Genomic DNA, 25,788 nt, shown 5'->3' with positions numbered 1-25,788 from the left:
TCACCCCAGCAGGATCAGCCCTATCTGCAGCAGGACAATGAGTAGCAGTACGGACAAATCCACACCGCCGATCTGTGGCACCACCTTTCGGATGGGGCGCAGCAGGGGCGAGCAAAGCTTGTCCAGCGTGCCCATCACCGGCGCCCCTGGCTGTACCCAGGATAGCACCGCGTACACCAACAACAGGAAGATGAGCCCCTGCAGCAGCACCCGGATCAGCAGATAAAAAGCCAAACCCGGAATAGCGACCAAGGGTGCGGCCACACCGACGGATGACGGCGCCAGTACCGCACCGAGCATCAGGCGCAAACCGCCATAGCCGATGGCCAGCAGCACCGCTGCCAGCAAGCTGCCCCAGTCGACCGGGCTCTGGGCCATGGGGCGCGGCAGGATTTTGCGCACCGGCCCCACCAGCCAGTGGGTGAGCGCCATGGCAAACCGGCCGGGCTGCGCCGACATGTTGATGCGAAGGTGATTCATCCAGGCCCGCAGGAGCGCCGCTCCAATGAGCAGAAAAAACACCGTTTCCAAAACGAAAAAAAGAGCGGCAACCATCAGCGGCGCCCCTTCCGCGTCTTGCCCGAACCACCTCGTGCGGAACCTCTGGCCTCCTTGCGGCCAGCTCCGTTTGAGATAGCCCCCTTGCCGGAACCTGCGGATCCTCGGGAGGCCACCTTGCCCTGCGTCCGTTCGTCACGCTCGCGCTGGCGTCTTCCCCCGCCCTGATCCGGAGCACCATCTCCACCAGTCTTGTCGCGCATGGCCCGAAGCACGGCATCGTCGTTGCCCGACACAAGCCGGAAGTCGATGCGACGCCCATCGAGATCAACCCGGCTCACCTGAACCTGCACCCTGGAGCCCAACGCGTACCGAATGCCCGTGCGCTCGCCCCGGAGCTCCTGCCGTGCCTCGTCGAACCGGAAGTACTCTCCACCCAGTTCGGTGATATGCACCAACCCTTCCACATACATCGCATCAAGTGTCACGAACAGTCCGAAGCTAGTGACCGCGGTCACGACACCACTGAACTCCTCACCCAGGTGCTCGCGCATGTACTTGCACTTGAGCCACGCCTCCACGTCACGACTGGCTTCATCGGCACGTCGTTCGTTGGCGCTGCAGTGCAACCCAGCAGCCTGCCACGCCAGGAGATCGGCCGAAGGCTTCTTCACCGGCTCACCAGCCACGGGCGGACGAGCCCGACTGGCCAGGCGCTTGCTGAGCTTAGCGTGCGCTTCCCCAGGCGTTGGCAAGGTGGGCAGCTGGTATTTTTGCTTGTTCAGGATGGCCTTGATGACCCGGTGGACCAGCAGATCGGGATAGCGACGGATCGGGCTCGTGAAGTGGGTGTAGGCATCGAACGCGAGGCCGAAGTGCCCTTGATTCATGGGCGTGTAGATGGCCTGTGACATGGAACGCAGCAGCATGCTGTGGATCTGCTGGGCCTCTGGCCGGTCCTTGGTTGCCTCGGCGATCTGCTGGAACTCGGACGGGTGGGGGTTGTCGCTGATGGAGTGAGAAACACCCATGGCTTTGAGGTAGTTGCGTAAGGTCTCCTGTTTTTCGGGTGTCGGCCCTTCGTGCACACGGAACAAGCCCGCATGCTTGCTCTGGCCAATGAAATCGGCGGAACACACGTTGGCCGCCAGCATGGCTTCTTCAATCAGCTTGTGCGCGTCATTGCGAGTACGCGGCACGATCCTCTCGATGCGGCCGGATTCATCACACACGATCTGGGTTTCCACTGTCTCGAAGTCAACGGCGCCTCGCTTGTTACGAGCCGCGACCAACGCCCGATACACATCGTGCAGATCCAGCAGGTGAGGAACCAACGCCTTTCGGTTCTGCGCCTCGGGACCCCGCGTGTTTTGCAGGATCGCAGCCACCTCGGTGTAAGTGAAACGCGCGTGGCTGTGCATCACTGCAGGATAGAACTGGTAAGCATGCACCTCGCCCTTGGCATTGACCAGCATGTCGCAGACCATGCACAGGCGATCCACGTCTGGGTTCAGAGAACACAGTCCGTTGGACAGCTTCTCCGGCAACATCGGAATCACCCTCCGAGGAAAGTAGACCGAAGTCGCTCTGTCATACGCGTCCACGTCGATCGGTGCACCTGTCTTCACGTAGTGGCTCACATCGGCAATGGCCACCAACAGACGCCAACCCTTGCCCCGCCCCACCTTGGCGGGTTCACAGTACACCGCGTCGTCGAAATCCCGCGCATCCTCTCCGTCGATGGTCACCAGGGCCACGTCGCGCAGATCGACCCGCTGCTTCAGGTCCCCAGGCCGAACCTTGTCGGGCAGCGCACGAGCTTCTGCAAGCGCTGAATCCGAAAACTCGTGAGGCACGCCGTACTTGCGCACCGCGATCTCGATCTCCATGCCAGGGTCATCGATCTCGCCAAGCACCTCTTTGACACGACCGACGGGCTGTCCATAGAGGGCCGGAGGCTCGGTCAGTTCCACAACCACCACCTGCCCAGTCTTCGCCGACCCGGTGGCGCCTTTGGGAATCAGGACATCCTGCCCATAGCGCTTGTCCTCAGGGGCCACGAGCCACACGCCACTCTCTTGCAAAAGGCGACCAATGATAGGCGCGGCGGGACGTTCGATGATCTCGGTCACCCGCCCTTCAGGGCGACCCTTGCGATCCAGCCGCACTATGCGGGCCTTCACCCGATCCTTGTGCAGCACCGCCCTCATTTCGTTGGAAGGAAGATAGATGTCGGGCTGTCCGTCATCACGGATCACAAACCCATGTCCGTCGCGATGACCGGAGACCACACCTTCGAATTCGGCCAGAAGATTGTTTTTTTCGTTCAAGATTATGTGTTCTGTTTTTTTACTGCTATACTAGCTGTCTTCCTGAGATGCCCAGGTGGCGGAATTGGTAGACGCACTAGTTTCAGGTACTAGCGCCGAGAGGCGTGGAGGTTCGAGTCCTCTCTTGGGCACCAATCATAAGGGCTTGCAGACAAAGAGTTTGCAAGCCCTTTTCTTTTTTGTTTGGGCCGAAAATATCGCAGCCGAAACGCGCTGCACCGCAGGCTATAATGGCAGCCTCCTGAGATGCCCAGGTGGCGGAATTGGTAGACGCACTAGTTTCAGGTACTAGCGCTGAGAGGCGTGGAGGTTCGAGTCCTCTCTTGGGCACCAAATACAAGGGCTTGCAAATTGTTCGTTTGCAAGCCCTTTCTATTTCCCACATCAAATCGGCTGAGCCACAAGGTCATGACCGTCCGCGGCAACGATGCGCGCACGAGTGAACTCACCCACCTTGAGCGTCTTGCTGATTTTTTCCGGCGAAAGCAGCCGCACCACGCCATCAATCTCAGGTGCATCGGCATAACTTCGACCCACCCCACCCCTCTTACCCTGGCCCGGCGCGGAGTCCACCAGCACCTGCATCGTCGCCCCCACGCGGGAGCGCAGCTTGTCGGCGGACACCCGCTCCGCGACCTGCATGAAGCGCGCTCGGCGCTCTTCACGCACCGCATCGGCAACAGGATCGGCCAGCGTATTGGCTGCCGCACCCTCCACAGGCGAGTAAGCAAAGCAGCCCGCACGATCAATGCGCGCTTCGGCCAGGAAATCGAGCAGATGCTGGAACTCAGCCTCAGTCTCTCCTGGAAAGCCTGCAATGAAAGTGCTGCGCACCACAATCTCAGGACAGATCTCGCGCCAGCGAGCAAGGCGCTCCAGATTTCGTTCTCCGCTCGCCGGGCGCTTCATCCGCTTGAGCACATCGGGATGGCTGTGTTGCAGCGGCACATCCAGATACGGAAGGATCAAGCCCTCTGACATCAACGGGATCACATCGTCCACGTGAGGGTATGGGTACACGTAGTGCAAACGCACCCATGCACCAAACCCTTTGGCCAGCTCACCGAGCGCTCGAACCAAATCGAGCATCTTGGTTTTCACAGGCTTGCCATCCCAGAAACCAGTCCGGTACTGCACATCGACACCATAGGCCGAGGTGTCCTGGCTGACCACCAACAACTCTTTGACTCCGGCCTCGAACAATTTGCGCGCCTCTGTCAGCACGTCACCCACCGGTCGGCTGACCAGATCACCTCGCATCGACGGAATGATGCAGAACGTGCAACGGTGGTTGCAGCCTTCGCTAATCTTCAGGTAGGCGTAGTGGCGCGGCGTGAGCTTGATGCCCTGAGGCGGGACAAGATCAACAAACGGGTCGTGCGGTTTGGGAAGATGCCGGTGAACAGCCTCCATCACCTCATGGGTCGCATGCGGCCCGGTCACCGCCAGCACGCTCGGGTGCATCTGCTGCACCAGATTGCCGCCCCCATCGCCTTCTCGCGCACCCAGGCAACCCGTGACAATCACCTTGCCGTTCTCGGCCAGCGCTTCGCCGATGGTGTCCAGGCTTTCCTTGACGGCGTCGTCGATAAATCCGCAAGTGTTGACAATGACGATGTCTGCACCGGCAAAGGTCTTGGAGGTCTGGTAACCCTCTGCGCTCAGTTGCGTGAGGATCAGTTCGGAGTCCGTGAGGGCCTTGGGACAGCCCAAGCTCACAAAACCCACTTTGGGCGCCGAAGCGCTGATGGAAACAGGGGAGTCACTCATCCCCGGATTGTCTCAGACCGGCTTGATCAGATCAGCGCTTGAGGCCAAAAGCAGCCAACATCTGCTCGCTGTTCTTCTGCATCTGTTCCTGCATCTGCGTGAAAGCGCTGCGAGACTGCTCCAGATAAGTCCCCATCATGCCCTGCATCATCGGAGACTGGACGTTCATGAACTGCTTCCAGACCTCCGGATTCAGCCCCTTCGACTGTTCTGCCATCTTGGCTTGCAGATCCATGAATATCTGGACGTTCTTTTCCAGATAGGAGCCCATGAAGTCCTGCATCGCGTGGCCGTAGAAACGGATGATGTTGGCAAGCACCTGCTCGGTGAAGATTGGCACGCCAGCCGTCTCCTCCTCCAGAATGATCTGCAACAGGATGCTGCGGGTCAGATCTTCATTGGTCTTGGCATCGCGCACCACAAAGCGCTCGTTGTCCATCACCAGAGATTTGACCTCCGTAAGCGTGATGTATGACGACGTATCGGTGTCGTAGAGGCGTCGGTTGGGGTACTTTTTGATGACCCGCACAGCCTCCGGAGAGGAACCATGGGCATCGGCCTTGCTTTTTTGCACTACAGGACCTTCACGTGAAGACGGAGAGCCCCCACAACTTGGAGGCTGCTGTTGCGCCGCATTCTAGGAAGCGCCCCCTGAGCTGCCAGATGGGTTTTCCCTGTGCGCATCGCAGATGATGCCATGCCGCAAGGCGGCCGCACAAAGAAAAAGGGCCTGGCGCAATGCCGGGCCCTTGTCGTTTCGGAAATGTTTGGTAGGCGCGATTGGACTCGAACCAACGACCCCCACCATGTCAAGGTGGTGCTCTAACCAGCTGAGCTACGCGCCTGCAAACTGTCCGAAGCCTCGCAGTATAGCAGCGAATTCAGCGATTTGTCCAAACCCGTGAATCATTTGCGCCTGACCATGCGCACACCGGCCACGTCGCCAACCACCGACATGGCACGAGACACCTGTCTCGCATCGGTGACCTCGATGGTGAAGGTCATCCAGGCGATGCCCTTGACGGACTGCGTCTGAACCCCAATGACGTTCATCTTCTCGCGCGCGAACACATCGGAAATGTCCCTCAGCAACCCTTGCCGGTCAATCGCCTCCACAGCCACGTCCACCGGGTACACTGCAGAAGCCCCGTCCCGCCCGCCAGAAACAGCGCCACCCCATTGCACATCGATCACCCGGTCAGGACTGGTGCGCTGCAGATGGGCAAAGTCGCTGCAATCGCTCCGATGGATGCTCACACCCTTGCCACGGGTCACAAACCCCCGGATGTCGTCCGGCGGGGCCGGCTTGCAGCATTTGGCCAACTGCGTCATCAGAGAGTCGACACCGACCACCAGCACCCCCCCGCTGGGAGCCGAGCGCGTGGGACGCGGCTTCTTCAGCCAAGGCGGAACATCTTCAGCGACGGGCTGGTCTCCCTGCCGCAGAAGCACTTCCAGTGTGCGAAGCGACAGATCGTCCTTGCCCACCTGTTCAAACAGCGCCTGCGCCGAAGGCAGGCCGGCTGAGCTGGCCAGATCCTCGAACCTCAGTGCCGTGCGTCCCTCTCGCTGAAGGAGACGCTCCACCGCCTCACGCCCACGGGCAACGGTCTCTTCCATTGCCAGTTGGTTGAACCATGCCCGGACCTTGCTCTTGGCACGGTGCCCGACCAGGTAACCCAGCTCGGAGTTGAGCCAGTCGCGCGAAGGCCCCCCTTCCTTGGCGGCAATGATCTCGACAGTCTGACCATTCTGCAGCGCCGTGTTCAGAGGAACCATGACGCCGTCCACCCGGGCCCCTCTGCAGCGATGCCCCAGGTTGGTGTGCACCGAATACGCGAAATCGACGGGCGTCGCACCCTGCGACAGCTCCACGATGGCGGCATCCGGCGTCAGGACATAGATGCGGTCGTCGAACAGCCCAGGCGAAGCCCCGCTGAGGTCACGCTCCCAAGCCAGCAGTTGTCGTAGAACAGCGATCTTGGCGTCGTATTCGGAACTGGCCGACACACCCGCATACCCCTTGGTTCCTGCCTCCTTGTAGGCCCAATGAGCGGCCACCCCATGTTCGGCGTGGTCGTGCATGGCCTGGGACCGTATCTGTATCTCGAACGCCCTGCCCTGCGGGTCTCGCACCACGGTGTGCAGCGACTGGTAGCCATTGGCCTTGGGCTTGGCGATGTAGTCGTCAAATTCCTCCGCAACAGGCGTGAACTGCGAGTGCACCAACGCCAGCACCGCATAGCATGCATCGGTCGAAGGCACCACCACCCGCAACGCCCGGATGTCGAACACCTGATCGAAGTCCAGCGACTTGCCACGCATCTTCTTGACGATGCTGTAGATGTGCTTGGGCCGTCCCTGGACCGACGCCTGGATGCCCTGCCGCCGCAGGTCCTGCTCGAGTTGCATCCGCACCTGCTCGATGTGCACCTCGCGTTCCGCCCTCTTTTCATCCAGCAGACGGGCCACCTCTTTGTACGTCTGAGGCTCAAGAAAGCGAAAGGCCAGATCTTCCATCTCCCACTTGATCTGCCAGATGCCCAGGCGGTTGGCCAGCGGCGCGAAGACATGCAGGGACTCGCTGGCCAAGGCCTTACCGGGATCGCCTTTACAGGCAGCGAAATAGCGCAATGTCTGCAGGCGCGATGCCAGCCGCAGCATCACCACCCGCAGGTCACGGGAAAACGCGAGCAACATCTTTCGGACGTTTTCGGTCTGGCTGGCTGCAAGTTCGGACACGGGCACCTTGCCCGGTGACGCCACAGGCAGGGCAGCCTCTTGCGCAGCCAAGCGCTCCCCGGTCTTCCGGTTCTGCACCTCGGCCGACTTGATGCGGGCCTGCCGCTGCAGTTGCACCAGCTTGCTCGTCTCAAGAGCGAGCGCTGCGTAGTTCTCGCCGAACGCCTTGGCAATCACTTCCTGCGGCCTGTTGAGGTACTGGCACGCGTACACCAGATAGGCGGCGGCCTGCATCGCCTCCGACCCGCCAATGTCGCGCAGCACCGTGGCGACCGCATCGGCGTGCGCAAGGATATTCTCGCCAGTGTCCAGCTGCTCGCTGGCCAGCAGCGGCTCGGCAAAGGCACGGGCACGCGCCAATGCCTGGGCCTGTTGAGGCAGGCTGTCCGAGGTGGCGGCCACGATGGCCGACGTCGGTGGTGGAGGAACAGAACTCGAATATTGCATGGAAAGGGCTCACTCAGGCCTGTCCCAGGAAACCAACCACCGAAGCCACCTGGTCCGGCGCCACCAGGGTCGGTGCATGTCCGACACCCGGAAATTCGACGCAGCGCGCGCGAGGTCCTCTATCAGACATGGTCTTCGCCGTCTCGCGGGTCAAGAGGTCGGAATCGGCGCCTCGCAGCAGCAGGGTAGGCGCCGAGATGGCGTCGTACAGCGCCCAAAGGGCAGCCTCCCCATCGGCCACTAATTTGCGACCGACGGACTCATCCATGTCTGTCATCGCCCGGATTGGAACGGCCAGAGCAGGGTCGTAGTGCAGCCACCAGCGCCCATCCCTCTCGCGCAGCATGGGATGGGACAGCGCCATCCACTGCTGCGGGCTGTGGGGCCCAAAACTGGACGAGATGGACCACAGGTAGTCCACAGCCTCCTGCTCGCTGGCAAAAGAGGGGTTGAGCCCCAGATAGGTCCCGATGCGCCGCAAGGCTTCCCATTGGAGCACCGGACCGACATCGTTGAGCACCAGCCTTCGGATACGCATCGCAGGCTGGGCCGCCAGGGCCATGCCGATCAGTCCCCCCATGCTGGTGCCGACCCAGTCGATCTGGAGCATGGGGTCTTCGGAACGAAGCCCGGCAATGAGACTTCCCGCATCCGCCGCGTAGGTTCCCACTTGATAGCTCATCGGGTCGGCGAGCCAGTCGCTGAATCCGCGACCGGCAACGTCCACGGCAATGACGCGCGCCTGACCGGTCAGGGTGGACGCCAGCACATCGAAGTCACGCCCCTGACGGGACAGCCCATGCACACACACCACAACGCGGTGTGCATCGGCACCTTGTTGCGGCACCCAGTCCCAGTACGCCAATCGGCGCTGCTGGCCACTGCTGGAGACTGGCCCGGGAACATCGACGAACCGCAGCTCTGGCATCTGGCTGGAACCGCTCATTCCTCGGGACTCCGTGATAATGGTTTGCATGTTGTTCAACCAATCGTAATGGAACTGGAGATCCCTCATGCTTGCCAACAAAACCGCCCTCGTCACAGGCTCGACCAGCGGCATTGGACTGGGCATCGCCAAGGCGCTGGCTCGTCAGGGTGCGAACATTGTTCTCAATGGTTTCGGTGACTCCGAAGGTCCGCAGGCCGAGATCGCAACCCTGGGTGTGCAGGTGGCCTACCACGGCGCAGACATGAGCAAGCCGACCGAGATTGAAGACATGGTGAAGTTCGCGGCCAGCCGCTTTGGCCGGGTCGACATCCTGGTGAACAACGCCGGCATCCAGCATGTGGCGCGCGTGGAGGACTTCCCGGTCGAGCGCTGGGACGCTGTGATCGCCATCAATCTCTCCAGCGCGTTCCACGCCACTCGCCTGGTGCTGCCCGCCATGCGTGCAGCGAACTGGGGACGCATCATCAATGTGGCCTCGGTCCATGGCCTGGTCGCCTCGGCAGAGAAGTCAGCCTACGTTGCGGCCAAGCACGGGGTGGTCGGCCTCACCAAGGTGACCGCCCTTGAAAACGCGACCACCGGAGTGACCTGCAACGCAATCTGCCCTGGCTGGGTGCTGACACCGCTGGTGCAGAAACAGGTGGATGCCAAGGCGGCGGCACTGGGTCTTTCCAACGAGGACGCCAAGAAGCAGTTGCTGGGGGAGAAGGAGCCCTCGATGCAGTTCACCACACCCGAAGAGTTGGGCGAGCTGGCGGTGTTCTTCTGCTCACCGGCCGGCGCCAACGTACGTGGCGTGGCCTGGAACATGGACGGTGGCTGGGTGGCGCAATGACCCTCAGCGCAGCTGGACCGAGCCCGACACCGTGACCGTGACCAGGCTCTTGCCCGCCTCGACAGGGACTGAGGCGTCGGCAGGTGCCTGGGCCACCGACGCTGCACGCATCCGGTACATCGGCCGCTCACCCTGGTCAGCGGGGCTGACCGACACCTCGCGCAGGGTGTAGCCCTCGAATCCGAAGGCCTTGGCCACCTCGACCGCCTTGGCCTTGAAACGTTCGATGGCCGAGGCCTGAACCTCGGACTCAAGCCTTTGTTGCGCCTCGCGTGACAGCGAGAAGGCCACGTTGCCAACGCCCATGGAAGAGATCTTCCCCGCAGTGGTGCTGATGCGGACGAAGTCCCGTCCTTCCAGCACCAACTCCGCCGCCCCCTGCCAGCCCACGATACGTCCGTTGCTGCCATGGCGCGGATACACCCCGAAAGATCCTGTTTTCACCTCCAGTTGCTGGGCAGAGGCCTGCGGCTTGGCCACCGCCAAGGCGGCGTCAACCGCTTGTCGCAACTGGCTCTGCACTGAAGCGGCATCGCTGCCATCCCGCGAGGTGGTCAGGGTCATTGTGAGCCAGTCCTGAGGCACTTCAAGCTGTGCACTGGCCGACACCACCACCACATTGACCGGAGCGACAGCTGGCACAGGTTGGGCAAAAGAAGCACCAGCACCCAGAAGCCCCGAAAAAACCACGGCGAGCACGCTCACCCGGTGGCACGACAATGCCACCCGCAGATATTTGTTCATAGCCGGCTATTTTGATTGAGCAGACTGCTCTGGCCAACCGCGCAGCTGTTCGCGCATGCGCTGCCGCTCCTCAGGAGAGAGCCTAAATGGTTTGCTGGCTGTGTAGCCATCGCCGAGCGGCTGCCTCAGGGACTCGCGCAACCGTGTAGCTCCCGGGCGTCCTTCCTGGACCTCGGCGGGCGACACGGCCACTGGCTCGGTGGCCAGGGACTGGGCAGGCTGCTCCCTCAACTCCAACGCCGCAGAGAGCAATGGCGCCCCCAGCAGCATCGCAGACACAGAGTATTTATGGTTGATCATGGTTCTGACTGAACTGAACGATGAAGGCATTCTGAGCGGGCCGCTGGTAACGGTGTGCGGGGGTCGGGCAACAGATGTAACAGCCTGTCAAAAAACCAAAAAACAAGCCCTGACAAGCACTTGGCGCTGCCACAATCGCCTTTGTTACATTTATCCGGAGTTGCTTCCATGCCACAAAACACCGCCCGCCCGAACAAGATCCTGGTGGTCGATGACGATGTCCGCATCCGCGACCTGCTCCGTCGCTACCTGATGCAGGAAGGATTCGAGGTCATGCTGGCCGAGGACGGCAAGGCCCTGAACCGTGTCCTCCAACGTGAGGCAGTGGACCTGATCGTGCTCGACCTGATGATGCCGGGCGAAGACGGCCTGTCGATCTGCCGGCGCCTGCGCGCCAACGGTGACCGCACGCCGATCATCATGCTCACCGCCAAAAGCGAGGATGTGGACCGCATCGTCGGCCTTGAGGTAGGCGCCGACGATTACCTGGGCAAGCCGTTCAACCCGCGCGAGCTGCTGGCGCGGGTGCATGCTGTGCTGCGCCGCCGCCCTCCGGCCGAGGTGCCAGGCGCTCCCTCACAGGATGCGGAGGTGGTCAACTTCGGCCCGTTCGAGTTCGACCTGAGCCTGCGCACCCTGCGCAAGGACGGCGCCGACCTGCCGCTGACCACGGGCGAATTTGCCATGCTCAAGGCTTTGGTGCGCCACCCGCGCCAGCCGCTGTCCCGCGAGAAACTCGCTCAGCTGGCCCGCGGACGAGAGTTCGAACCGTTCGACCGCAGCCTGGACGTGCAGGTGTCCCGCCTGCGCAAGTTGATTGAAGAGGACGCAGCGTCGCCCCGCTACCTGCAGACGGTGTGGGGCGTGGGCTATGTGTTTGTGCCGGACGGCAACGCCTGATGATCGACGAATCGCGGGTCCCCACCTTCGAAACCGAGCCGGCGGCGCTTGAGACGGCGTCCGCTCCGCTGGAGAGCAAACCCGCGCGCGAGGTGAGCCTGTTCTGGCGCACCTTTTTCCTGCTGTCGCTGCTGCTGGTGGGCTGCATCGTGGCATGGCTTCAGACATTCCGGGCGCTGGAATACGAGCCGCGCACGCTGCAAAGTGCGCAGCAGCTGGCCTCGCTGGTGAACCTCAGTCGTGCGGCACTCGTGCACTCCGACTCGATTGCCCGTGTGTCGCTGGTCAAGACCATGGCCGACGAGGAAAAGGTGAGGATCGCCCCGCGCGAGCCGGGTGACAAATTCCGCCTTTACGACGCCGATCAACTCAGCAGGACGGTCAGCGCGCAACTCAGCGCCCGGCTCGGCCCCGACACCGTGGTCGCACGCGAGGTCAACGGCACGCCGGGTCTCTGGATCGGCTTCTCCATCGACGGCGACCCTTACTGGCTGCAGGCAGACCCTTCGCGGGTGGAGCTGGTGACCGGCAAGACCTGGTTGATCTGGCTCGCCACCGCCGCCGTGCTTTCGTTGATGGGCGCCGCGTGGATCGCGCGCCTGATCAACCGGCCATTGCAGAAGCTGTCGTTTGCCGCGAGCCGTGTGCGCGACGGTGACTTCAACTCCAGCCGACTCAATGAGGCGGTGGCCACGAGTGAAATCCGGCAGGTGAACATTGGGTTCAACCAGATGGCGCAGCGGCTGTCAAAGATCGAGCAGGACCGCGCCCTGATGCTGGCGGGCATCTCGCACGACCTGCGCACGCCGCTGGCTCGGCTGCGGCTGGAGACCGAAATGAGTGTGGCCGACGCGGAAGCGCGGGAACACATGTCGGCCGACATCGAACAGGTCAATGCCATCATCGACAAGTTCCTCGACTACGCCCGGCCGGACCACATGGAGCCACAGCGCGTGAGCCTCAACGAGGTCATCGAGGCCGCCGTGTTTGCGTTGGGCAACCAGCCCGACGTGGCGGTGAAAACCAGCATTCCTGACGACACCTGGGTGATGGGCGATGCGGTCGAACTCAACCGCGTGTTCTCCAACCTCCTGCAGAACGCCGTGCGCTACGGCCGCAACCAGACAACCGGCGTGGCCGAGATCGACATTGGGGCCAAGACCAAGGACCAATGGGTGCTGGTCAAGCTGCGCGACCACGGCCCAGGCGTCAATCCCGAGATGATCAGCCAGCTCACACAGCCTTTCTTCCGTGGAGACGCCTCGCGCAGCGCCGCCACCGGCACCGGGCTGGGCTTGGCCATTGTCGAGCGCGCGATTGCCCGCATGGGGGGCCGCTTCGCGCTGGCCAACAGCAGTTCGGGCGGGCTGGCCGCCCACATCAAGCTGCCGGTCGGCAAAACCGCCTGATGCAAGCCGGGCTCAGCCCGACCGATGCACCAGCAAGGCCACCGCCCGTGCCTCGATGGACAGGCCCTGTCCGACCGGGCCCAGCTTCTCGGCGGTCTTGGCCTTCACGTTGACGGCGTCCACAGGAAGGCCCAGCGCCTGCGCGATCCGGTCACACATGGCCGGAATGTGCGGTCCGAGTTTGGGGGCCTGGGCGACCACGGTGCTGTCGATGTTGCCGATCTCAAAACCCGCTTCCCGCACGCGCCGCGTCACTTCTGTCAGCAGCACCAGCGAGTCGGAGCCCTTGAACCTCGGGTCGGTGTCGGGAAAGTGACGGCCGATGTCGCCCAAGGCCGCCGCGCCCAGCAAGGCGTCGGTGATGGCGTGCAGCAGCACATCGGCGTCCGAATGGCCCAACAAGCCGACCGTGTGGGGGATGGTCACACCACCGATGATCAGCGGTCGTCCGGGCACCAGGGCGTGCACGTCCCAGCCCTCACCGATGCGAAATGGAATGGACGGTGTGGTGGTGGCAGTGCTCATGTTCGGCTTGAAAGGATGGCTTCGGCGAGGGCGAAGTCTTCGGGGTAGGTGACTTTGAAGTTCTGTGCGCTGCCCGGCACCAGCAGCGGCCGATGCCCGACTATTTCCATGGCGCTGGCCTCGTCGGTCACACCGGCAAAGCCACTGTCGGCCTGAGCGGCGAGCGCGCTTTGAAGCATGCCGAGCCGGAACATCTGCGGCGTCTGGGCCAGCCATTTGTCCGAGCGGTCCACGGTGGCGGCCACCCGCCCCTCGCGTTCGGTCTTGAGCGTGTCGGGCAGCTTGAGCGCCAGCAAACCGCCCACCGGGTCGTTCCGGCAGGCATCGATCAGCGCCTCGATCTGCTGCGGTGTGATCAGGCAGCGCGCCGCGTCGTGCACCAGCACCCAGTCGTCGTCGGCCGCACCTCTGGCGCGCAGGGCGTCCAGCCCGTTGAACACGCTGTGCGCACGGGTCGCGCCGCCGCAGCGTGCGAGCAGCAGATCGGGCTGATCGACGCTCAGGAAGCGGTCATCCGGCGCCACCACCAACACCGTCTGCTTGACGCGGGGGACTGCGCTGAAGGCGGCCAGGGTGTGCAGCACCATGGGCATGCCGGCGACGGTCTGGTACTGCTTGGGGCCAGCGGTGCCCGCGCGCGAACCGGTGCCGGCGCAAGGCAGCAGCGCGTGGCAGCGCACAGGGATCGGGTTGTTTTCGAAAGCACTCATGATCGGTCCGGGCATTCTAGAATCCCCCCTTCACCCCCCTGTCCCAACGACCGGGGGGTTTTCGTCATTTGCGCCTGAATCCATGGACCTTCCCAAGCTCAAACCCGGCCAACGTTTTCATCTGCCCCGCCCCGCTGGCGCGGCCGACTCGCTGTTGCTCGCGCAACTGGCCGCGCGGGAGAAGGCCACCGGGCGGCCTGTGGCCATCGTCACCGCCGACGCGACCGACGCGCAGCGCCTGATGGACGAGATGGCGTTCTTCGCGCCGGACCTGCGCTGCGCCCTCTTCCCCGACTGGGAGACACTGCCCTACGACGCCTTCTCGCCGCACCAGGACCTGATCTCCGAACGTCTGGCCACGCTCTGGCGCATCCACAACCGGGGAAGTTCGAGCGACAAGGACGCAGGCGCTGACGTGGTGCTGGTGCCGGCCACGACGGCGCTGTATCGGCTGGCGCCGCCGTCCTTCCTCGCGGGCTACACCTTCCAGTTCAAGGTCAAGCAGAAGCTGGACGAAGCCAAGCTCAAGGGCCAGCTCACCCTGGCCGGCTACAACCACGTCACGCAGGTGGTGAGCCCCGGCGAATACGCGGTGCGCGGCGGGCTGATCGACCTTTTCCCCATGGGTTCGCAGGTGCCCTACCGCGTCGACCTGTTCGACGACGAGATTGACTCGATCCGTACCTTCGACCCCGACAGCCAGCGCAGCCTCTACCCCGTGCCGGAAGTGCGGTTGCTGCCCGGCCGCGAATTCCCGATGGACGAAGCGGCGCGCGCACGCTTTCGCAGCCGCTGGCGCGAGCTGCTCGAAGGCGATCCGACCAAGAGCCGCATCTACAAGGACATGGGCAACGGCGTAGCCACCGCCGGCATCGAGTACTACCTGCCGCTGTTCTTCGAGGAGACGGCCACGGTGTTCGACTACCTCGGCGAACAGGCCACCGTGGTGCTGCACGGCGACCTGGAACCGGCTTTCCAGCGCTTCTGGCAAGACACGCAGGACCGCTACCGCCTGGTCAAGGGTGACCCCGACCGCCCCGCCCTGCCGCCCGGGAGCCTGTTCCTGTCGATGGAACAGTTCTACGGCCAAGCCAACGCCCATGCGCAGCTCGCCATCCGGCCCGCGGTGGAAGACATCGCCGACAACGCCTTTGCGCAGAAGCTGGGCGAGCTGGCCGCGGTTCGCGGCGCCGAAGACCCGCTGGCCAAACTACACGGCCACATCCGCAACACGGCGCACCGGGTGCTGCTGCTGGCCGAAAGCGACGGCCGGCGCGAGAGCCTGCTGGACTTCCTGCGCGCCAGCGGCCTGAACCCGCCGGCCTTCGATTCGCTGGCCGAGTTCCAGGCCAGCGACGAGAAGGTCGGTATCGCCACCGCGGGCCTGACGATTGGTTTCTCGTGGCTGGAAGCGGGCATCGACTTCGTCACCGAGACCGAACTGTTCGCCGCCGGTCCCACCACGCGCCGGCGCAAGAAGCAGGAACAGGTCAGCGATGTCGACGCGCTGATCAAGGACCTGAGCGAGCTCAACGTGGGCGACCCGGTGGTGCACAGCGCCCACGGCATCGGTCGCTACCGTGGGCTCATCAACATGGACATGGGGGACAAGAACCCCGACGGCACGCCCGCGCTGCAGGAGTTCCTGCATCTGGAATACGCCGACAAGGCCGTGCTCTATGTGCCGGTGAGCCAGCTCAGCCTGATCGGCCGCTACACCGGCGTGAGCGCCGACGAAGCGCCGCTGCACAAGCTGGGCAGTGGCCAGTGGGAGAAGGCCAAGCGCAAGGCGGCCGAGCAGGTGCGCGATGCCGCCGCCGAGCTGCTGAACATCTACGCCCGCCGCGCGGCGCGCCAGGGCCACGCGTTCCGCTTCAGCGCGCAGGACTACGAGGTCTTCGCCAACGACTTCGGCTTCGAGGAAACCGCCGACCAGAAGGCTGCGATCCACGCCGTGATCCAGGACATGATCAGCCCCCAGCCCATGGACCGCCTGGTCTGCGGCGACGTGGGCTTTGGCAAGACCGAGGTCGCGCTGCGCGCCGCGTTCGTGGCCGTCACCGGCGGCAAGCAGGTGGCGTTTCTGGCGCCCACCACGCTGCTGGCCGAACAGCACTATCAGACGCTCAGCGACCGCTTCGCCAAGTGGCCGGTGAAGGTGGCGGAGATGAGCCGCTTCCGTTCGCAGAAGGAAATCACGGCCGCGATGAAGGGCATCAACGACGGCAGCGTGGACATCGTGGTGGGCACGCACAAGCTGCTGTCGGAAAAGACGCAGTTCAAGAACCTGGGCCTGCTGATCATTGACGAGGAGCACCGTTTCGGCGTGCGCCACAAGGAGGCGATGAAGCAGCTGCGCGCCGAGGTGGACGTGCTGACACTGACGGCCACTCCAATCCCGCGCACGCTGGGCATGGCGCTCGAAGGTCTGCGCGATCTCAGCGTCATCGCCACCGCACCGCAGCGCCGCCTGGCGATCAAGACCTTTGTGCGCAACGAAGGCACGGGCGTGATCCGCGAAGCGGTGCTGCGCGAATTGAAGCGCGGCGGGCAGGTCTATTTCCTGCACAACGAGGTGGAGACCATCGAGAACCGCAAGCAGAAGCTCGAAGAGATCCTGCCCGAGGCGCGCATCGCCATTGCCCACGGCCAGATGCCCGAGCGCGACCTGGAGCGCGTGATGCGCGACTTCGTGGCCCAGCGCTACAACCTGCTGCTGTGCTCGACCATCATCGAGACCGGGATTGACGTGCCCACGGCCAACACCATCGTCATGAGCCGCGCCGACAAGTTCGGCCTGGCCCAGCTGCACCAGCTGCGCGGCCGCGTGGGCCGCAGCCACCACCAGGCCTATGCCTACCTGCTTGTGCCCGAGATCGAGGGCCTGACCAAGCAGGCGGCGCAGCGACTGGACGCGATCCAGCAGATGGAGGAACTGGGCTCGGGCTTCTATCTGGCCATGCACGACCTGGAGATCCGCGGCGCTGGCGAGGTGCTGGGTGAGAACCAGAGCGGCAACATGCTGGAAGTCGGCTTCCAGCTCTACAACGAGATGCTGAGCGAAGCGGTGAAAGCGCTCAAGGCCGGGCGCGAGCCTGATCTGCTGTCCCCGCTGTCGGTCACCACCGACATCAACCTGCACGCGCCGGCCCTGCTGCCCAACGACTACTGCGGCGACGTGCACCTGCGCCTGTCGTTCTACAAGAAACTGGCCACGGCCAAGACGGCGGACCAGGTCGACGGCCTGCTGGAAGAAATCGTCGACCGCTTCGGCAAGCTACCGGCGCAGACCCAGACCCTGATCGACGTGCACCGCCTGCGCGTGCTCTCCGCACCGTATGGTGTGGTCAAGGTCGACGCGGCGCCGGGTGTCATCAACATCACCTTCCGCCCCAACCCGCCGATCGAACCGATGAAGATCATCGAGCTGATCCAGAAGAACAGGCACATCAAGCTGGCAGGTAACGAGAAGCTGCGCATCGAACGCGCCCTGCCCGAGGTGAAAGACCGGGTGCAGATGGTGCGCGACGTGCTGCGCTCGCTGGGTCAGCCGCTGAAGCAGGAAGCCACCGCCGGCACGACTTGATCTGCATCAAAAACAGGAGCAGCACCGGCAGGCGTTCACCAGCCGTTCACACAGCGGCGACCAGACTTCAACACAGAGGCTCCAGCATCGGAGCTTTCAACTTGAAGGAAGAAAAATGAACCTGTCCGCCCAACGCCCCTGGATCACCCCCGTCGTTATCGGCGCCTTTCTGCTGTCTGCCGTCACCGGCATGCTGATGTTCTTTCACCTCGATTCGGGCCTGAACAAGACCGCACACGAGTGGCTGAGCTGGGCCATGGTGATCGGGGTCGGCCTGCACGTGCTGCTGAACATGCCGGCGTTCAAGCGCTACCTGAAACAGACCACCGGTCGGGTGGTCATCGGTGCGTTCGCCCTGATCCTGGCCCTGAGCTTCATCCCGGCGGGTGGCAGCAGCGGCAGCGAACCCGGCTTCGCGCCGCCGGTGCGTGCGCTCGCCAAGGCACCGATCACCGTGCTGGCCCAGGTCGCCGGCACCAGCACCGAGGACCTCAAGGCCAAGCTGCAGGCACAGGGTCTGACCGTGACCAGCGACCAGCAGTCGGTGGCCGATCTGGTGGGGCCGGACCTGCGCAAGCAGATTGGCACCATCTCCAAAGTGCTGCCGGCGGCCAAGTCCTGATCGGGGCGTCATCCCGGCTCCCGCGATAATTCCGGGATGACTTCCTCCATCGAATTCGCCCCCGGCCTGACCGTACAGGGCATCACGCCGCCCCTGAACCTGCGCGATTTCAAGCTGATCGCGTTCGACATGGATTCCACGCTGATCAACATCGAATGCGTGGACGAAATCGCCGACGCCGCCGGCCGCAAGGCCGAGGTCGCGGCCATCACCGAAGCCGCGATGCGCGGCGAGATCACCGACTACAAGGAGAGCCTGCGCCAGCGCGTCGCCCTGCTCAAGGGCGTGACCGAGGAACACCTGGCGCACGTCTACCGCTCGCGCCTGCGCCTGAACCCCGGCGCGGCCGAGCTGGTGCTGGCCTGCAAGGCCGCCGGGCTGAAGGTGCTGCTGGTCAGCGGCGGTTTCACCTATTTCGCCGAGCGCCTGCGCGACCGCCTGGCGCTCGATTTCGCACGCAGCAACCAGCTGGAGATCGTCGACGGCCAGCTCACCGGTCGCCTGCTCGACCAGAGCTGGGGCGACATCTGCGACGGCGCGATGAAGCGCGAGACCCTGCTGCGCACGTGCAGCCTGATCGGCTGCTCGCCGGCGCAGGCCATCGCCATGGGCGACGGCGCGAACGACCTGGAAATGATGGGCGTCGCCGGCCTTTCGGTGGCCTACCGCGCCAAACCCAAGGTGCGCGCCCAGGCCAAGGTCGCCATCGACATGGGCGGGCTGGACCGTCTGCTCGAACTGTTCAAGAGCGCATGAGCGCCGCCAGTCGACTGCGCTCTTGGGCAACCGGACTGCGGCGCGACTGGAAGCGCCACCTGGGCACCCTGGCGCTGTTCGCAGGCGTGATGCTGGCGTTGCAGCTCTGGCAGACGCGCAGCGTGTCGGGCGGCCCGCTGCCCGTTGCGGCGCTGGACGCCCCGCTGCCCGTGCTGGCTGGCAGCGCCGTGCGGCAAAGCAGCCTGCGCGCCGAGATCGCTACGCTGCAGACCGCCCACCCGGATCAGAACATCGGGCTCTACGTCTGGGCCGAGTGGTGCCCCATCTGCAAAACCATCCAGGGCACGGTCAATGGCCTGACGCAGGACCACCCGGTGATCACCATCGCCATGCAGTCCGGACCGCCGGAGAAGGTGTCCCGCTACTTGGCCTCGCGCGGCTTGGCCTGGCACACCGTCGTTGACCCGCGTTCGACCATCCCTGACGCGCTCGGTTTCGGCGCCGTGCCGGCTTTTGCCGTGATCACGCCCGAAGGCGAGCTGCGCTGGCCCACGGTTGGCCTGACCAGCGGCTGGGGGCTGCGGGCGCGCCTCTGGCTGGCGCGCTGACGCGTCCCGCCCACCTTTCAGTTCATCAGGCCGGTTCCGGCACGCTCGGCAGGCCCGAGAGCGCCATCGCCAGCTCCTTCTCGTCGTACTGCTCGTCCTTGAGCTCGCCCGCGAAGTACTTCTGGTAGGCGGCCATGTCGAAGTGGCCGTGGCCACAGAGGTTGAACAGGATGGTCTCCGACTTGCCTTCGCGCTTGCAGCGCAGGGCTTCCTCGATCGCACCCTTGACCGCGTGGTTGGCTTCCGGTGCCGGCACGATGCCTTCGGCGCGGGCGAAGGTGACGCCGGCCTCGAAGCACTGGCCCTGTGTGTAGGCCACCGCGTCCAGCAGGCCCAGCTCCTTGCAGTGACTGACCAGCGGCGCCATGCCGTGGTAGCGCAGGCCGCCGGCGTGGAAGCCCGGCGGCGTGAAGGTGCTGCCCAGGGTGTGCATCTTGGTCAGGGGCGTCATGTGGCCTGTGTCGCCGAAGTCGTAGGCGTACTTGCCGCGCGTGAGCGATGGGCAGGCCGCCGGCTCGACCGCGACGATGCGCGACTTCTTGCCGCCGCGCAGCGCGTGGCCGATGAAAGGAAAGGCGATACCGGCGAAGTTGGAGCCGCCGCCCGTGCAACCCACCACTACGTCCGGCCAGGCGTCGGCCATCTGCAGCTGCTCCATGGCTTCCAGACCAATGATGGTCTGGTGCATCAGCACGTGGTTGAGCACCGAACCCAGCGCGTACTTGGTGTCCTCGCGCTGCACCGCCAGTTCCACCGCTTCGGAAATGGCGATACCGAGGCTGCCCGGATGGTCGGGCCGCTGGGCCAGCACGCTGCGGCCGTACTCGGTCTGATTCGACGGTGAGGGCAGGCAGCGCGCACCGTAGGTCTCCATCACGGCGCGCCGGTAGGGCTTCTGGTCGTAGGACACGCGCACCTGGAACACCAGCACCTCGAGGTCAAACAACGAGCCGGCGAACGAGAGCGAGGTGCCCCACTGGCCGGCACCGGTCTCGGTGGTCAGGCGCTTCACACCGGCCTGTTTGTTGTAGAAGGCCTGCGGGATGGCGGTGTTGGGCTTGTGGCTGCCGGCGGGGCTGACGCCTTCGTACTTGTAGAAGATCTTGGCCGGGGTGCCGAGCGCCTTTTCCAGCCGGTGGGCTCGGTACAGCGGGGCCGGGCGCCAGAGACGGTAGATGTCGCGCACCGGTTCGGGAATCTCGATCTCGCGCTCGGTGCTGACCTCCTGCATGATCAGTTCCATCGGGAACAGCGGCGCCAGATCGTCGGGGCCGATGGGCTGCAAGGTACCGGGGTGCAGCACGGCCGGCAGCGCCTTGGGCAGGTCGGCCTGGATGTTGTACCAAAACTTGGGCATCTGGCTTTCGTCGAGCAGGTACTTGGTCTGCAGGGTCATGGCGGTTCTCCTGATGGGTTGGGACAGGGTGCGGACAGCGAACCGGGACATTCTGGAATCGGTGCACGGCGGCGGCCATCCGAGAAACGAACGCGGGTATCCGATAAGTGAAAAACCACGGGTAATCACTAACATGCCCCGCATGGCACCCAGCCCAGCGCCCTCCCCCCGACCGGTCGCCGCGCCCGCGTGGCTGGACCGGGCCGCCCCCGGTGGTCCGGCCTGGGCGCCGCTGTCGGTACTGGCCTCCGACGACCTCGACGAAACGCGCGAGCAGATCGCGCGCATCTACAAGCCGCACGAGCTGTCGGTGATCGGCAGCCGCCAGCGCGTGCGCGCCCGCATGCACCACCGCGCGCTCGGTCCCTCGGTCTCGCTCAACCGGCTGGCCCATGGTGCGGCGGTGCGCATCGACCCGGACCGGCTGGGCGACTTTTTCCTGGTGCAGATGCCTCTGGCCGGTGAAGCCGCGGTGTGGCACCAGAACGCCCGCCACCTCAGCGCAGTGGGCGAGGCGACGGTGATCTCGCCGCAGGACGCGGTGCGCATGGAGTGGTCGGGCGAGTGCGACCAGTTCATGCTGCGCATCGACGGCCAGCGGCTGCTGCACGTGGCGGCGGCCCTCAGCGGCTGCGAGACCGCGGCCACCCTGCGGCTGTCGCCCCGGCTGGACCTGCGCCAGGGCTCGGGTGCGCACTGGTGGCAACTCATGCACTACCTCGCGGCGCTGCTGCAACCGGGCGGCGAACACCCCTCCTCAGGCCTGCACACGGCGATGCTGGAAGACCATGTGCTGGCCATGCTGCTGCGCGTGGCGTGGGCACCGGCGACCGTGAGCCGTGCGCCCGCTGCGGCCACCGTGCCCCGACTTCGCCAGCTGGAGGACCACATCGAAGCCCACCTGGACCAGCCGCTGACCGTGGCCGATCTGGCGCGGGCGGTCAACAGCAGCGTGCGCCTGGTGCAGCAGCTGTTTGCCCGCGAGCGCGGCACCACGCCGATGGCGCACATTCGCCGGCTGCGGCTGGAGCGCGTGCGCCACGACCTGCTTCACCCCGGTCCGGACACCCGCGTGCTGCAGACCGCCGAACGCTGGGGCTTCGAGCACCCCGGCCGCTTCGCCGCCGCCTACCAGCAGGCCTACGGCGAAAGCCCCAGCGCCACACTCGCACGCAGCCGCTGAGCCAGGTCTTTCAGTTCCTTCCGTTGTGCTTCTTGCGGTGGATGTTCCGGCTCGCGCGGTCTTGCGCGTGCTCCATGCGCACCGCTTCGCGTCCGGTCACCTTGCCATCGCTTTCCATGCGGTTTTCCATGTTGGCAAGGTGCTGCTGCTGGTGCTCCAGGCGCTTTTCTTCGCGCCGTGTCAGCTGACCCGAGGCCACGCCCTGGTCGATGCGTTCGGCCTGGCGCGCCTGGCGGTTGTCGACGCGCTGGGCCTGGCGTTCGGCCGGTGTGACGGCCTGGGCTGCGGTGACGGCGCCCAGCGCCAAGACTGTTGCGGTGAGGGGTTTGAGCCAGAATGACATAGTGGTTTTCCTCCGTGGTGGTTCACGGACCACCCTGGCCCGTGTGCCTGTTGAACCGGTGCCGCACCCTCGCCTTACGTCCCGCCGCCCATGCCCGAGGAAATCGGTCGGAATGGCGTAAGAGACGTGATGCCCGTGGGTTGAACCGGTGCCGCCCCACTGTTTTCGCCCCACCCCATGTCGCTCCGGTTTCGTCCATTGCTGTCCTGCTGCCTGCTGGCCGTCGCCGCGCTCAGCCTGCCCGCGCGGGCCGCGCCCGTGCCGGTACCCGACGCACAGGAATGGCAACGACTCACACCCGCGCAGCGGCTGCAGCGCCAGGCCGACATCCGCGAGCGGCTCAAGCGTGCCACTCCTGAGGAGCGGCAGGACTTCCGCGAGCGGCTGCGCGAGCTGCTGGTCAGCCTGCCGCCGCAGGAGCGGCAGGCCCTGATCGACGACGCACGCGAGCGCTGGCAGGCCATGACCCCGCAGGAGAAGCAACGCCTGGCCGACGAGCGCCGCGAGAAGCTGCGCGAGATGACCCCCGCCGAGCGCCGCGCCCTGCTGCGCGAGCGGCGCGAGATGCTGGAGCGCATGACCCCGGCCGAACGCCGCGCGCTGCGCGAGAAGCTGCGCACCGAATGAGCAGCGACTGGGCCATGTGGCGCGCCGCCTGCCAGGGTCATGAAGCCAGTGCCGTCCAGCTGGTGCGTCGGCTCACGCCGCAGGCCATGGGGCTGGCCCGTCAACTGCTGCGGCGCCAGGAGGACGCCGAGGACGTGGTGCAGGAGTCGTTCCTGCGCCTGTGGGGCGCGCAGCCCTCCGACACCCGGGGTGCCGCGCTGGCGACCTACTTCAACACCATCGTGATCAACCGCTGCAAGACCTGGCTGGTGCAGCGCCGCGAGCTGAGCACCGACCCCGAACAGCTGGCCGAGTGGATCGACGCAGCACCGCCAGGCGACGAGACCGACGACACGACCGGCGAGGCGCTCGATGCCCCACGCCTGCAGGCCGCCATGCTCCGGCTGCCGGCCCGCCAGCGAATGGCCCTGGCCATGTGGGCCTACGCCGACGCCGACGCGGCCGGGATCGCGCGCTCGCTCGAACTCGACACCAACGCTGCCCACCAGCTGCTGCACCGGGCCAAGGCGGCCCTGCGCCGGTGCCTTCAGGAGAAACCGTCATGAACACGCCCTCCCCCCACGACAACGACGCCGCGCGCGACGAGGCGCTCAAGGGGCGTCTGAAGCACACACTGGCTCAGAGCACCAACGAAGACTCCGACGCCTTGCAGGCTCGCGTGCTCGCCCAATGGCGCCAGTCCCGGCCTCAGCAGGTCGTCGTGACCTCGAACGGCCCGCTGGCCTCACTGCAGGCGGCTTGGCGCCAGCACCCGGTGCTGTGGACCGGCGCGCTGGTGGCGCTGGTCATGGCGCTGTGGATGCTGCGCCCGGCGCAGGACCCGGCACTGGAAGAGCTGATGCAGCCCGATGTGCTGATGCTGATTTCCAACGGGGAGCTGTGAAGGGGTCAGCCCCCCACGCGCTTGACCGTGTGGCCCTGCGCCTTGAGCGCCTCGATCACGCGCTCGACATGGTCGCCCTGCACCTCGATCACGCCGTCCTTGACCGTGCCGCCGCTGCCGCAAAGCGTGCGCAGCTGTTTGCCCAGCGCCGCCAGACCGTCGGCGTCCAGCAGCGCGCCCTTGACCACGGTCACCGCCTTGCCGCCCCGGCCCTTGGTCTCGCGCGAGACGCGCAGCACGCCGTCGCCCTTGGGCACAGCGGGAGCGCCACAGCGGCACGAGGCCACCGGCTCGCGGCAGCCCGGGCACATGCGGCCCGATTCGGTCGAATAGACGAGGCCACCGGAAGAAGAACGCGATTTCATGGGCCGGGATCGTAGCGCGTCGCCGACAATCGCCCCCATGCCGTTTTCCTCTCTGGGCCTTGCGCCCGCCCTCGCCCAGGCCGCCGCCGACCTGGGTTTTGACGCTCCCACCCCGATCCAGGCCGAGGCCATACCGCCGGTGCTCGCTGGCCGGGACCTGCTGGCCAGCGCCCGCACCGGTTCGGGCAAGACCGCCGCCTACGCCCTGCCGCTGCTGCAGCGCTGGCAGGACCATGCGGGCAACGGGCCGCGCCGCACCCGGGCGCTGGTGCTGGTGCCCACGCGCGAACTGGCGGCCCAGGTCGGCGAGGTGCTGCGCTCGCTGGCGCAGGCGCTGCCCCGGCGGCCGAAATTGGTGGTCGCCTTCGGCGGTGTCTCGATCAACCCGCAGCTGATGGCGCTGCGCGGCGGCGCCGACGTGGTGGTGGCCACACCCGGCCGGCTGCTGGACCTGGTGGACCACAACGGCCTGCGGCTAGACGCGCTGGACCTGCTGGTGCTCGACGAAGCCGACCGCCTGCTGGACCTGGGCTTCGCCGACGAACTGGCGCGCGTGCTGGCCCTGCTGCCGGCGCGACGCCAGAACCTGCTGTTCTCGGCCACCGTACCACCGGCAATCGAAACCATGGCGCTGCAGCTGCTGCGCGAGCCGGTGCGGATCGACGTGCCGACGCCCGACGACGACGCGGCCGCGCCGGTGGTGCAACAGCGCGCCTTTGCGGTCGACGAGAAACGGCGTACGCAGCTGCTGCGGCAGCTCATGAAGACCGAAGGCTGGAAGCCGGTGCTGGTGTTTGTCGCCACGCAGTACGCGGCCGAACGCCTGGCCAACAAGCTGCACCAGGGCGAGGTCTATGCCACCGCCTTCCACGGCGGGCTGAGCCAGGGCGCGCGCCAGACCACGCTGGGTGAGTTCAAGGCCGGCCGCTGGGACGTGCTGGTGACGACCGACCTGGCGGCGCGCGGCATCCACATCGACGGTCTGCCCGTGGTGGTGAATTTCGACCTGCCGCGCTCGGCGGTGGACCACGTGCACCGCATCGGGCGCACCGCCCGCGCGGGGCAGAACGGGCTGGCGATCAGCTTCGTCACTGCGGCGCAACTGGCGCACTGGCGCCTGATCGAGAAGCGCCAGGGGCTGAGTCTGCCGCTGGAAACCGTGGAAGGCTTCGAGCCGACCGAAACGCCACCACCGCCCGCGCCGGGCAACGGTGGCATCAAGGGCAAGCGCCCGAGCAAGAAGGACAAGCTGCGCGCACAGGCAGCGAAACCGTAGGCCACACTCTCCGCCGCTGCGCG

At 65.2% G+C, this 25,788-nt stretch carries 24 protein-coding genes and 3 tRNA genes; 14 read left to right on the top strand and 13 right to left on the bottom strand.

Features of this window, described 5'->3' with window-relative positions; all coding sequences use genetic code 11:
* Positions 1-555 carry a YggT family protein gene (locus tag ACFOPI_RS08445; protein ID WP_382172902.1) on the bottom strand — a complete coding sequence of 185 codons (555 nt, stop codon included), beginning with the start codon at positions 553-555 and terminating at the stop codon, positions 1-3.
* Positions 555-2,828: a ribonuclease R gene (rnr, locus tag ACFOPI_RS08440; protein WP_382172900.1), complete on the bottom strand. Its 2,274-nt coding sequence runs from the start codon at positions 2,826-2,828 to the stop codon at positions 555-557. Before rnr ends, ACFOPI_RS08445 begins: the two co-directional genes overlap by 1 nt.
* A gap of 49 nt (positions 2,829-2,877) precedes the next feature.
* On the opposite strand from rnr, the gene ACFOPI_RS08435 reads away from it, so the two are divergent.
* Together ACFOPI_RS08435 and ACFOPI_RS08430 are read left to right on the top strand one after the other, a co-directional pair.
* Positions 2,878-2,962, top strand: a tRNA-Leu gene (locus ACFOPI_RS08435).
* A 114-nt stretch (positions 2,963-3,076) separates the two neighbouring features.
* Positions 3,077-3,161, top strand: a tRNA-Leu gene (locus ACFOPI_RS08430).
* 51 nt (positions 3,162-3,212) lie between these two features.
* On the opposite strand, the gene rimO is transcribed toward ACFOPI_RS08430, so the two are convergent.
* The 5 genes from rimO to ACFOPI_RS08405 form a co-directional block, all read right to left on the bottom strand.
* Positions 3,213-4,598, bottom strand: coding sequence for a 30S ribosomal protein S12 methylthiotransferase RimO (rimO, locus tag ACFOPI_RS08425; protein WP_382172898.1), 1,386 nt, complete (start codon positions 4,596-4,598; stop codon positions 3,213-3,215).
* Positions 4,599-4,629: 31 nt separating this feature from the next.
* A complete protein-coding gene (phaR, locus tag ACFOPI_RS08420; RefSeq protein ID WP_382172896.1) occupies positions 4,630-5,172 on the bottom strand; it encodes a polyhydroxyalkanoate synthesis repressor PhaR in 543 nt (180 codons plus the stop codon).
* A 194-nt stretch (positions 5,173-5,366) separates the two neighbouring features.
* Positions 5,367-5,443 (bottom strand) — tRNA-Val (locus ACFOPI_RS08415).
* A 61-nt stretch (positions 5,444-5,504) separates the two neighbouring features.
* Complete coding sequence (locus ACFOPI_RS08410) at positions 5,505-7,787, bottom strand: RelA/SpoT family protein (protein WP_382172894.1); 2,283 nt, start codon at positions 7,785-7,787, stop codon at positions 5,505-5,507.
* A 13-nt stretch (positions 7,788-7,800) separates the two neighbouring features.
* On the bottom strand, positions 7,801-8,763 hold the full coding sequence (locus ACFOPI_RS08405) for an alpha/beta fold hydrolase (protein ID WP_382172892.1): 963 nt from the start codon (positions 8,761-8,763) through the stop codon (positions 7,801-7,803).
* Between the two features lie 37 nt (positions 8,764-8,800).
* Here ACFOPI_RS08405 and ACFOPI_RS08400 point away from each other — a divergent pair, with 37 nt between their 5' ends.
* A complete protein-coding gene (locus tag ACFOPI_RS08400) occupies positions 8,801-9,571 on the top strand; it encodes a 3-hydroxybutyrate dehydrogenase (protein WP_382172890.1) in 771 nt (256 codons plus the stop codon).
* Positions 9,572-9,574: 3 nt separating this feature from the next.
* On the opposite strand, the gene ACFOPI_RS08395 is transcribed toward ACFOPI_RS08400, so the two are convergent.
* Entirely contained in the window at positions 9,575-10,180 is a 606-nt protein-coding gene (locus ACFOPI_RS08395) for an SIMPL domain-containing protein (protein ID WP_382173088.1), read from the bottom strand.
* Positions 10,181-10,783: 603 nt separating this feature from the next.
* Here ACFOPI_RS08395 and ompR point away from each other — a divergent pair.
* Positions 10,784-11,515 (top strand): osmolarity response regulator transcription factor OmpR, encoded by a 732-nt coding sequence (gene ompR / locus ACFOPI_RS08390; protein ID WP_066260180.1) that lies wholly within the window; start codon positions 10,784-10,786, stop codon positions 11,513-11,515.
* Positions 11,515-12,924, top strand: coding sequence for an ATP-binding protein (locus ACFOPI_RS08385; protein ID WP_382172888.1), 1,410 nt, complete (start codon positions 11,515-11,517; stop codon positions 12,922-12,924). Before ompR ends, ACFOPI_RS08385 begins: the two co-directional genes overlap by 1 nt.
* 12 nt (positions 12,925-12,936) lie before the next feature.
* Here the strand turns inward: ACFOPI_RS08385 and ispF are convergent, their stop codons facing one another.
* Both ispF and ispD read right to left on the bottom strand, forming a co-directional pair.
* Positions 12,937-13,449 (bottom strand): 2-C-methyl-D-erythritol 2,4-cyclodiphosphate synthase, encoded by a 513-nt coding sequence (gene ispF / locus ACFOPI_RS08380; RefSeq protein ID WP_382172886.1) that lies wholly within the window; start codon positions 13,447-13,449, stop codon positions 12,937-12,939.
* Positions 13,446-14,159 carry a 2-C-methyl-D-erythritol 4-phosphate cytidylyltransferase gene (ispD, locus tag ACFOPI_RS08375; protein ID WP_382172884.1) on the bottom strand — a complete coding sequence of 238 codons (714 nt, stop codon included), beginning with the start codon at positions 14,157-14,159 and terminating at the stop codon, positions 13,446-13,448. Before ispD ends, ispF begins: the two co-directional genes overlap by 4 nt.
* Before the next feature lie 82 nt (positions 14,160-14,241).
* On the opposite strand from ispD, the gene mfd reads away from it, so the two are divergent.
* The 4 genes from mfd to ACFOPI_RS08355 all read left to right on the top strand — a co-directional run bounded on the left by mfd (position 14,242) and on the right by ACFOPI_RS08355 (position 19,692).
* Positions 14,242-17,745, top strand: a complete 3,504-nt coding sequence (gene mfd, locus ACFOPI_RS08370) for a transcription-repair coupling factor (protein ID WP_382172882.1) — start codon at positions 14,242-14,244, stop codon at positions 17,743-17,745.
* Between the two features lie 115 nt (positions 17,746-17,860).
* On the top strand, positions 17,861-18,367 hold the full coding sequence (locus tag ACFOPI_RS08365; protein WP_382172880.1) for a DUF4405 domain-containing protein: 507 nt from the start codon (positions 17,861-17,863) through the stop codon (positions 18,365-18,367).
* Positions 18,368-18,403: 36 nt separating this feature from the next.
* Complete coding sequence (gene serB / locus ACFOPI_RS08360) at positions 18,404-19,123, top strand: phosphoserine phosphatase SerB (RefSeq protein WP_382172878.1); 720 nt, start codon at positions 18,404-18,406, stop codon at positions 19,121-19,123.
* Complete coding sequence (locus ACFOPI_RS08355) at positions 19,120-19,692, top strand: protein disulfide oxidoreductase (protein ID WP_382172876.1); 573 nt, start codon at positions 19,120-19,122, stop codon at positions 19,690-19,692. The genes serB and ACFOPI_RS08355 overlap by 4 nt, the downstream gene beginning before the upstream one ends.
* Before the next feature lie 25 nt (positions 19,693-19,717).
* Here the strand turns inward: ACFOPI_RS08355 and ACFOPI_RS08350 are convergent, their stop codons facing one another.
* Complete coding sequence (locus tag ACFOPI_RS08350) at positions 19,718-21,088, bottom strand: TrpB-like pyridoxal phosphate-dependent enzyme (protein WP_382172874.1); 1,371 nt, start codon at positions 21,086-21,088, stop codon at positions 19,718-19,720.
* Between the two features lie 142 nt (positions 21,089-21,230).
* Here ACFOPI_RS08350 and ACFOPI_RS08345 point away from each other — a divergent pair, with 142 nt between their 5' ends.
* Positions 21,231-22,271 (top strand): AraC family transcriptional regulator, encoded by a 1,041-nt coding sequence (locus ACFOPI_RS08345; protein ID WP_382172872.1) that lies wholly within the window; start codon positions 21,231-21,233, stop codon positions 22,269-22,271.
* Between the two features lie 10 nt (positions 22,272-22,281).
* On the opposite strand, the gene ACFOPI_RS08340 is transcribed toward ACFOPI_RS08345, so the two are convergent.
* Positions 22,282-22,614 (bottom strand): hypothetical protein, encoded by a 333-nt coding sequence (locus ACFOPI_RS08340; protein WP_382172870.1) that lies wholly within the window; start codon positions 22,612-22,614, stop codon positions 22,282-22,284.
* 177 nt (positions 22,615-22,791) lie between these two features.
* Here ACFOPI_RS08340 and ACFOPI_RS08335 point away from each other — a divergent pair, with 177 nt between their 5' ends.
* From ACFOPI_RS08335 to ACFOPI_RS08325, 3 genes are read left to right on the top strand one after another with little or no spacing between them, the layout of a single operon-like run.
* Positions 22,792-23,241: a DUF3106 domain-containing protein gene (locus ACFOPI_RS08335; protein WP_382172868.1), complete on the top strand. Its 450-nt coding sequence runs from the start codon at positions 22,792-22,794 to the stop codon at positions 23,239-23,241.
* Entirely contained in the window at positions 23,238-23,786 is a 549-nt protein-coding gene (locus ACFOPI_RS08330; protein ID WP_382172866.1) for an RNA polymerase sigma factor, read from the top strand. Before ACFOPI_RS08335 ends, ACFOPI_RS08330 begins: the two co-directional genes overlap by 4 nt.
* A complete protein-coding gene (locus tag ACFOPI_RS08325; protein WP_382172864.1) occupies positions 23,783-24,124 on the top strand; it encodes a hypothetical protein in 342 nt (113 codons plus the stop codon). Before ACFOPI_RS08330 ends, ACFOPI_RS08325 begins: the two co-directional genes overlap by 4 nt.
* A 5-nt stretch (positions 24,125-24,129) precedes the next feature.
* On the opposite strand, the gene ACFOPI_RS08320 is transcribed toward ACFOPI_RS08325, so the two are convergent.
* Entirely contained in the window at positions 24,130-24,489 is a 360-nt protein-coding gene (locus tag ACFOPI_RS08320; protein ID WP_382172862.1) for a translation initiation factor Sui1, read from the bottom strand.
* Positions 24,490-24,526: 37 nt separating this feature from the next.
* Between ACFOPI_RS08320 and ACFOPI_RS08315 the strand changes: the two genes are divergently transcribed.
* Positions 24,527-25,765 carry a DEAD/DEAH box helicase gene (locus tag ACFOPI_RS08315; RefSeq protein WP_382172860.1) on the top strand — a complete coding sequence of 413 codons (1,239 nt, stop codon included), beginning with the start codon at positions 24,527-24,529 and terminating at the stop codon, positions 25,763-25,765.
* The last annotated feature ends 23 nt before the right edge of the window (positions 25,766-25,788 follow it).

This window comes from Hydrogenophaga luteola (genome assembly GCF_042648585.1).
Taxonomy (GTDB): domain Bacteria; phylum Pseudomonadota; class Gammaproteobacteria; order Burkholderiales; family Burkholderiaceae_C; genus Hydrogenophaga; species Hydrogenophaga luteola.
Note: the sequence above shows the minus strand (reverse complement) of the source record. Positions and strands in the feature narration are given on the sequence as shown.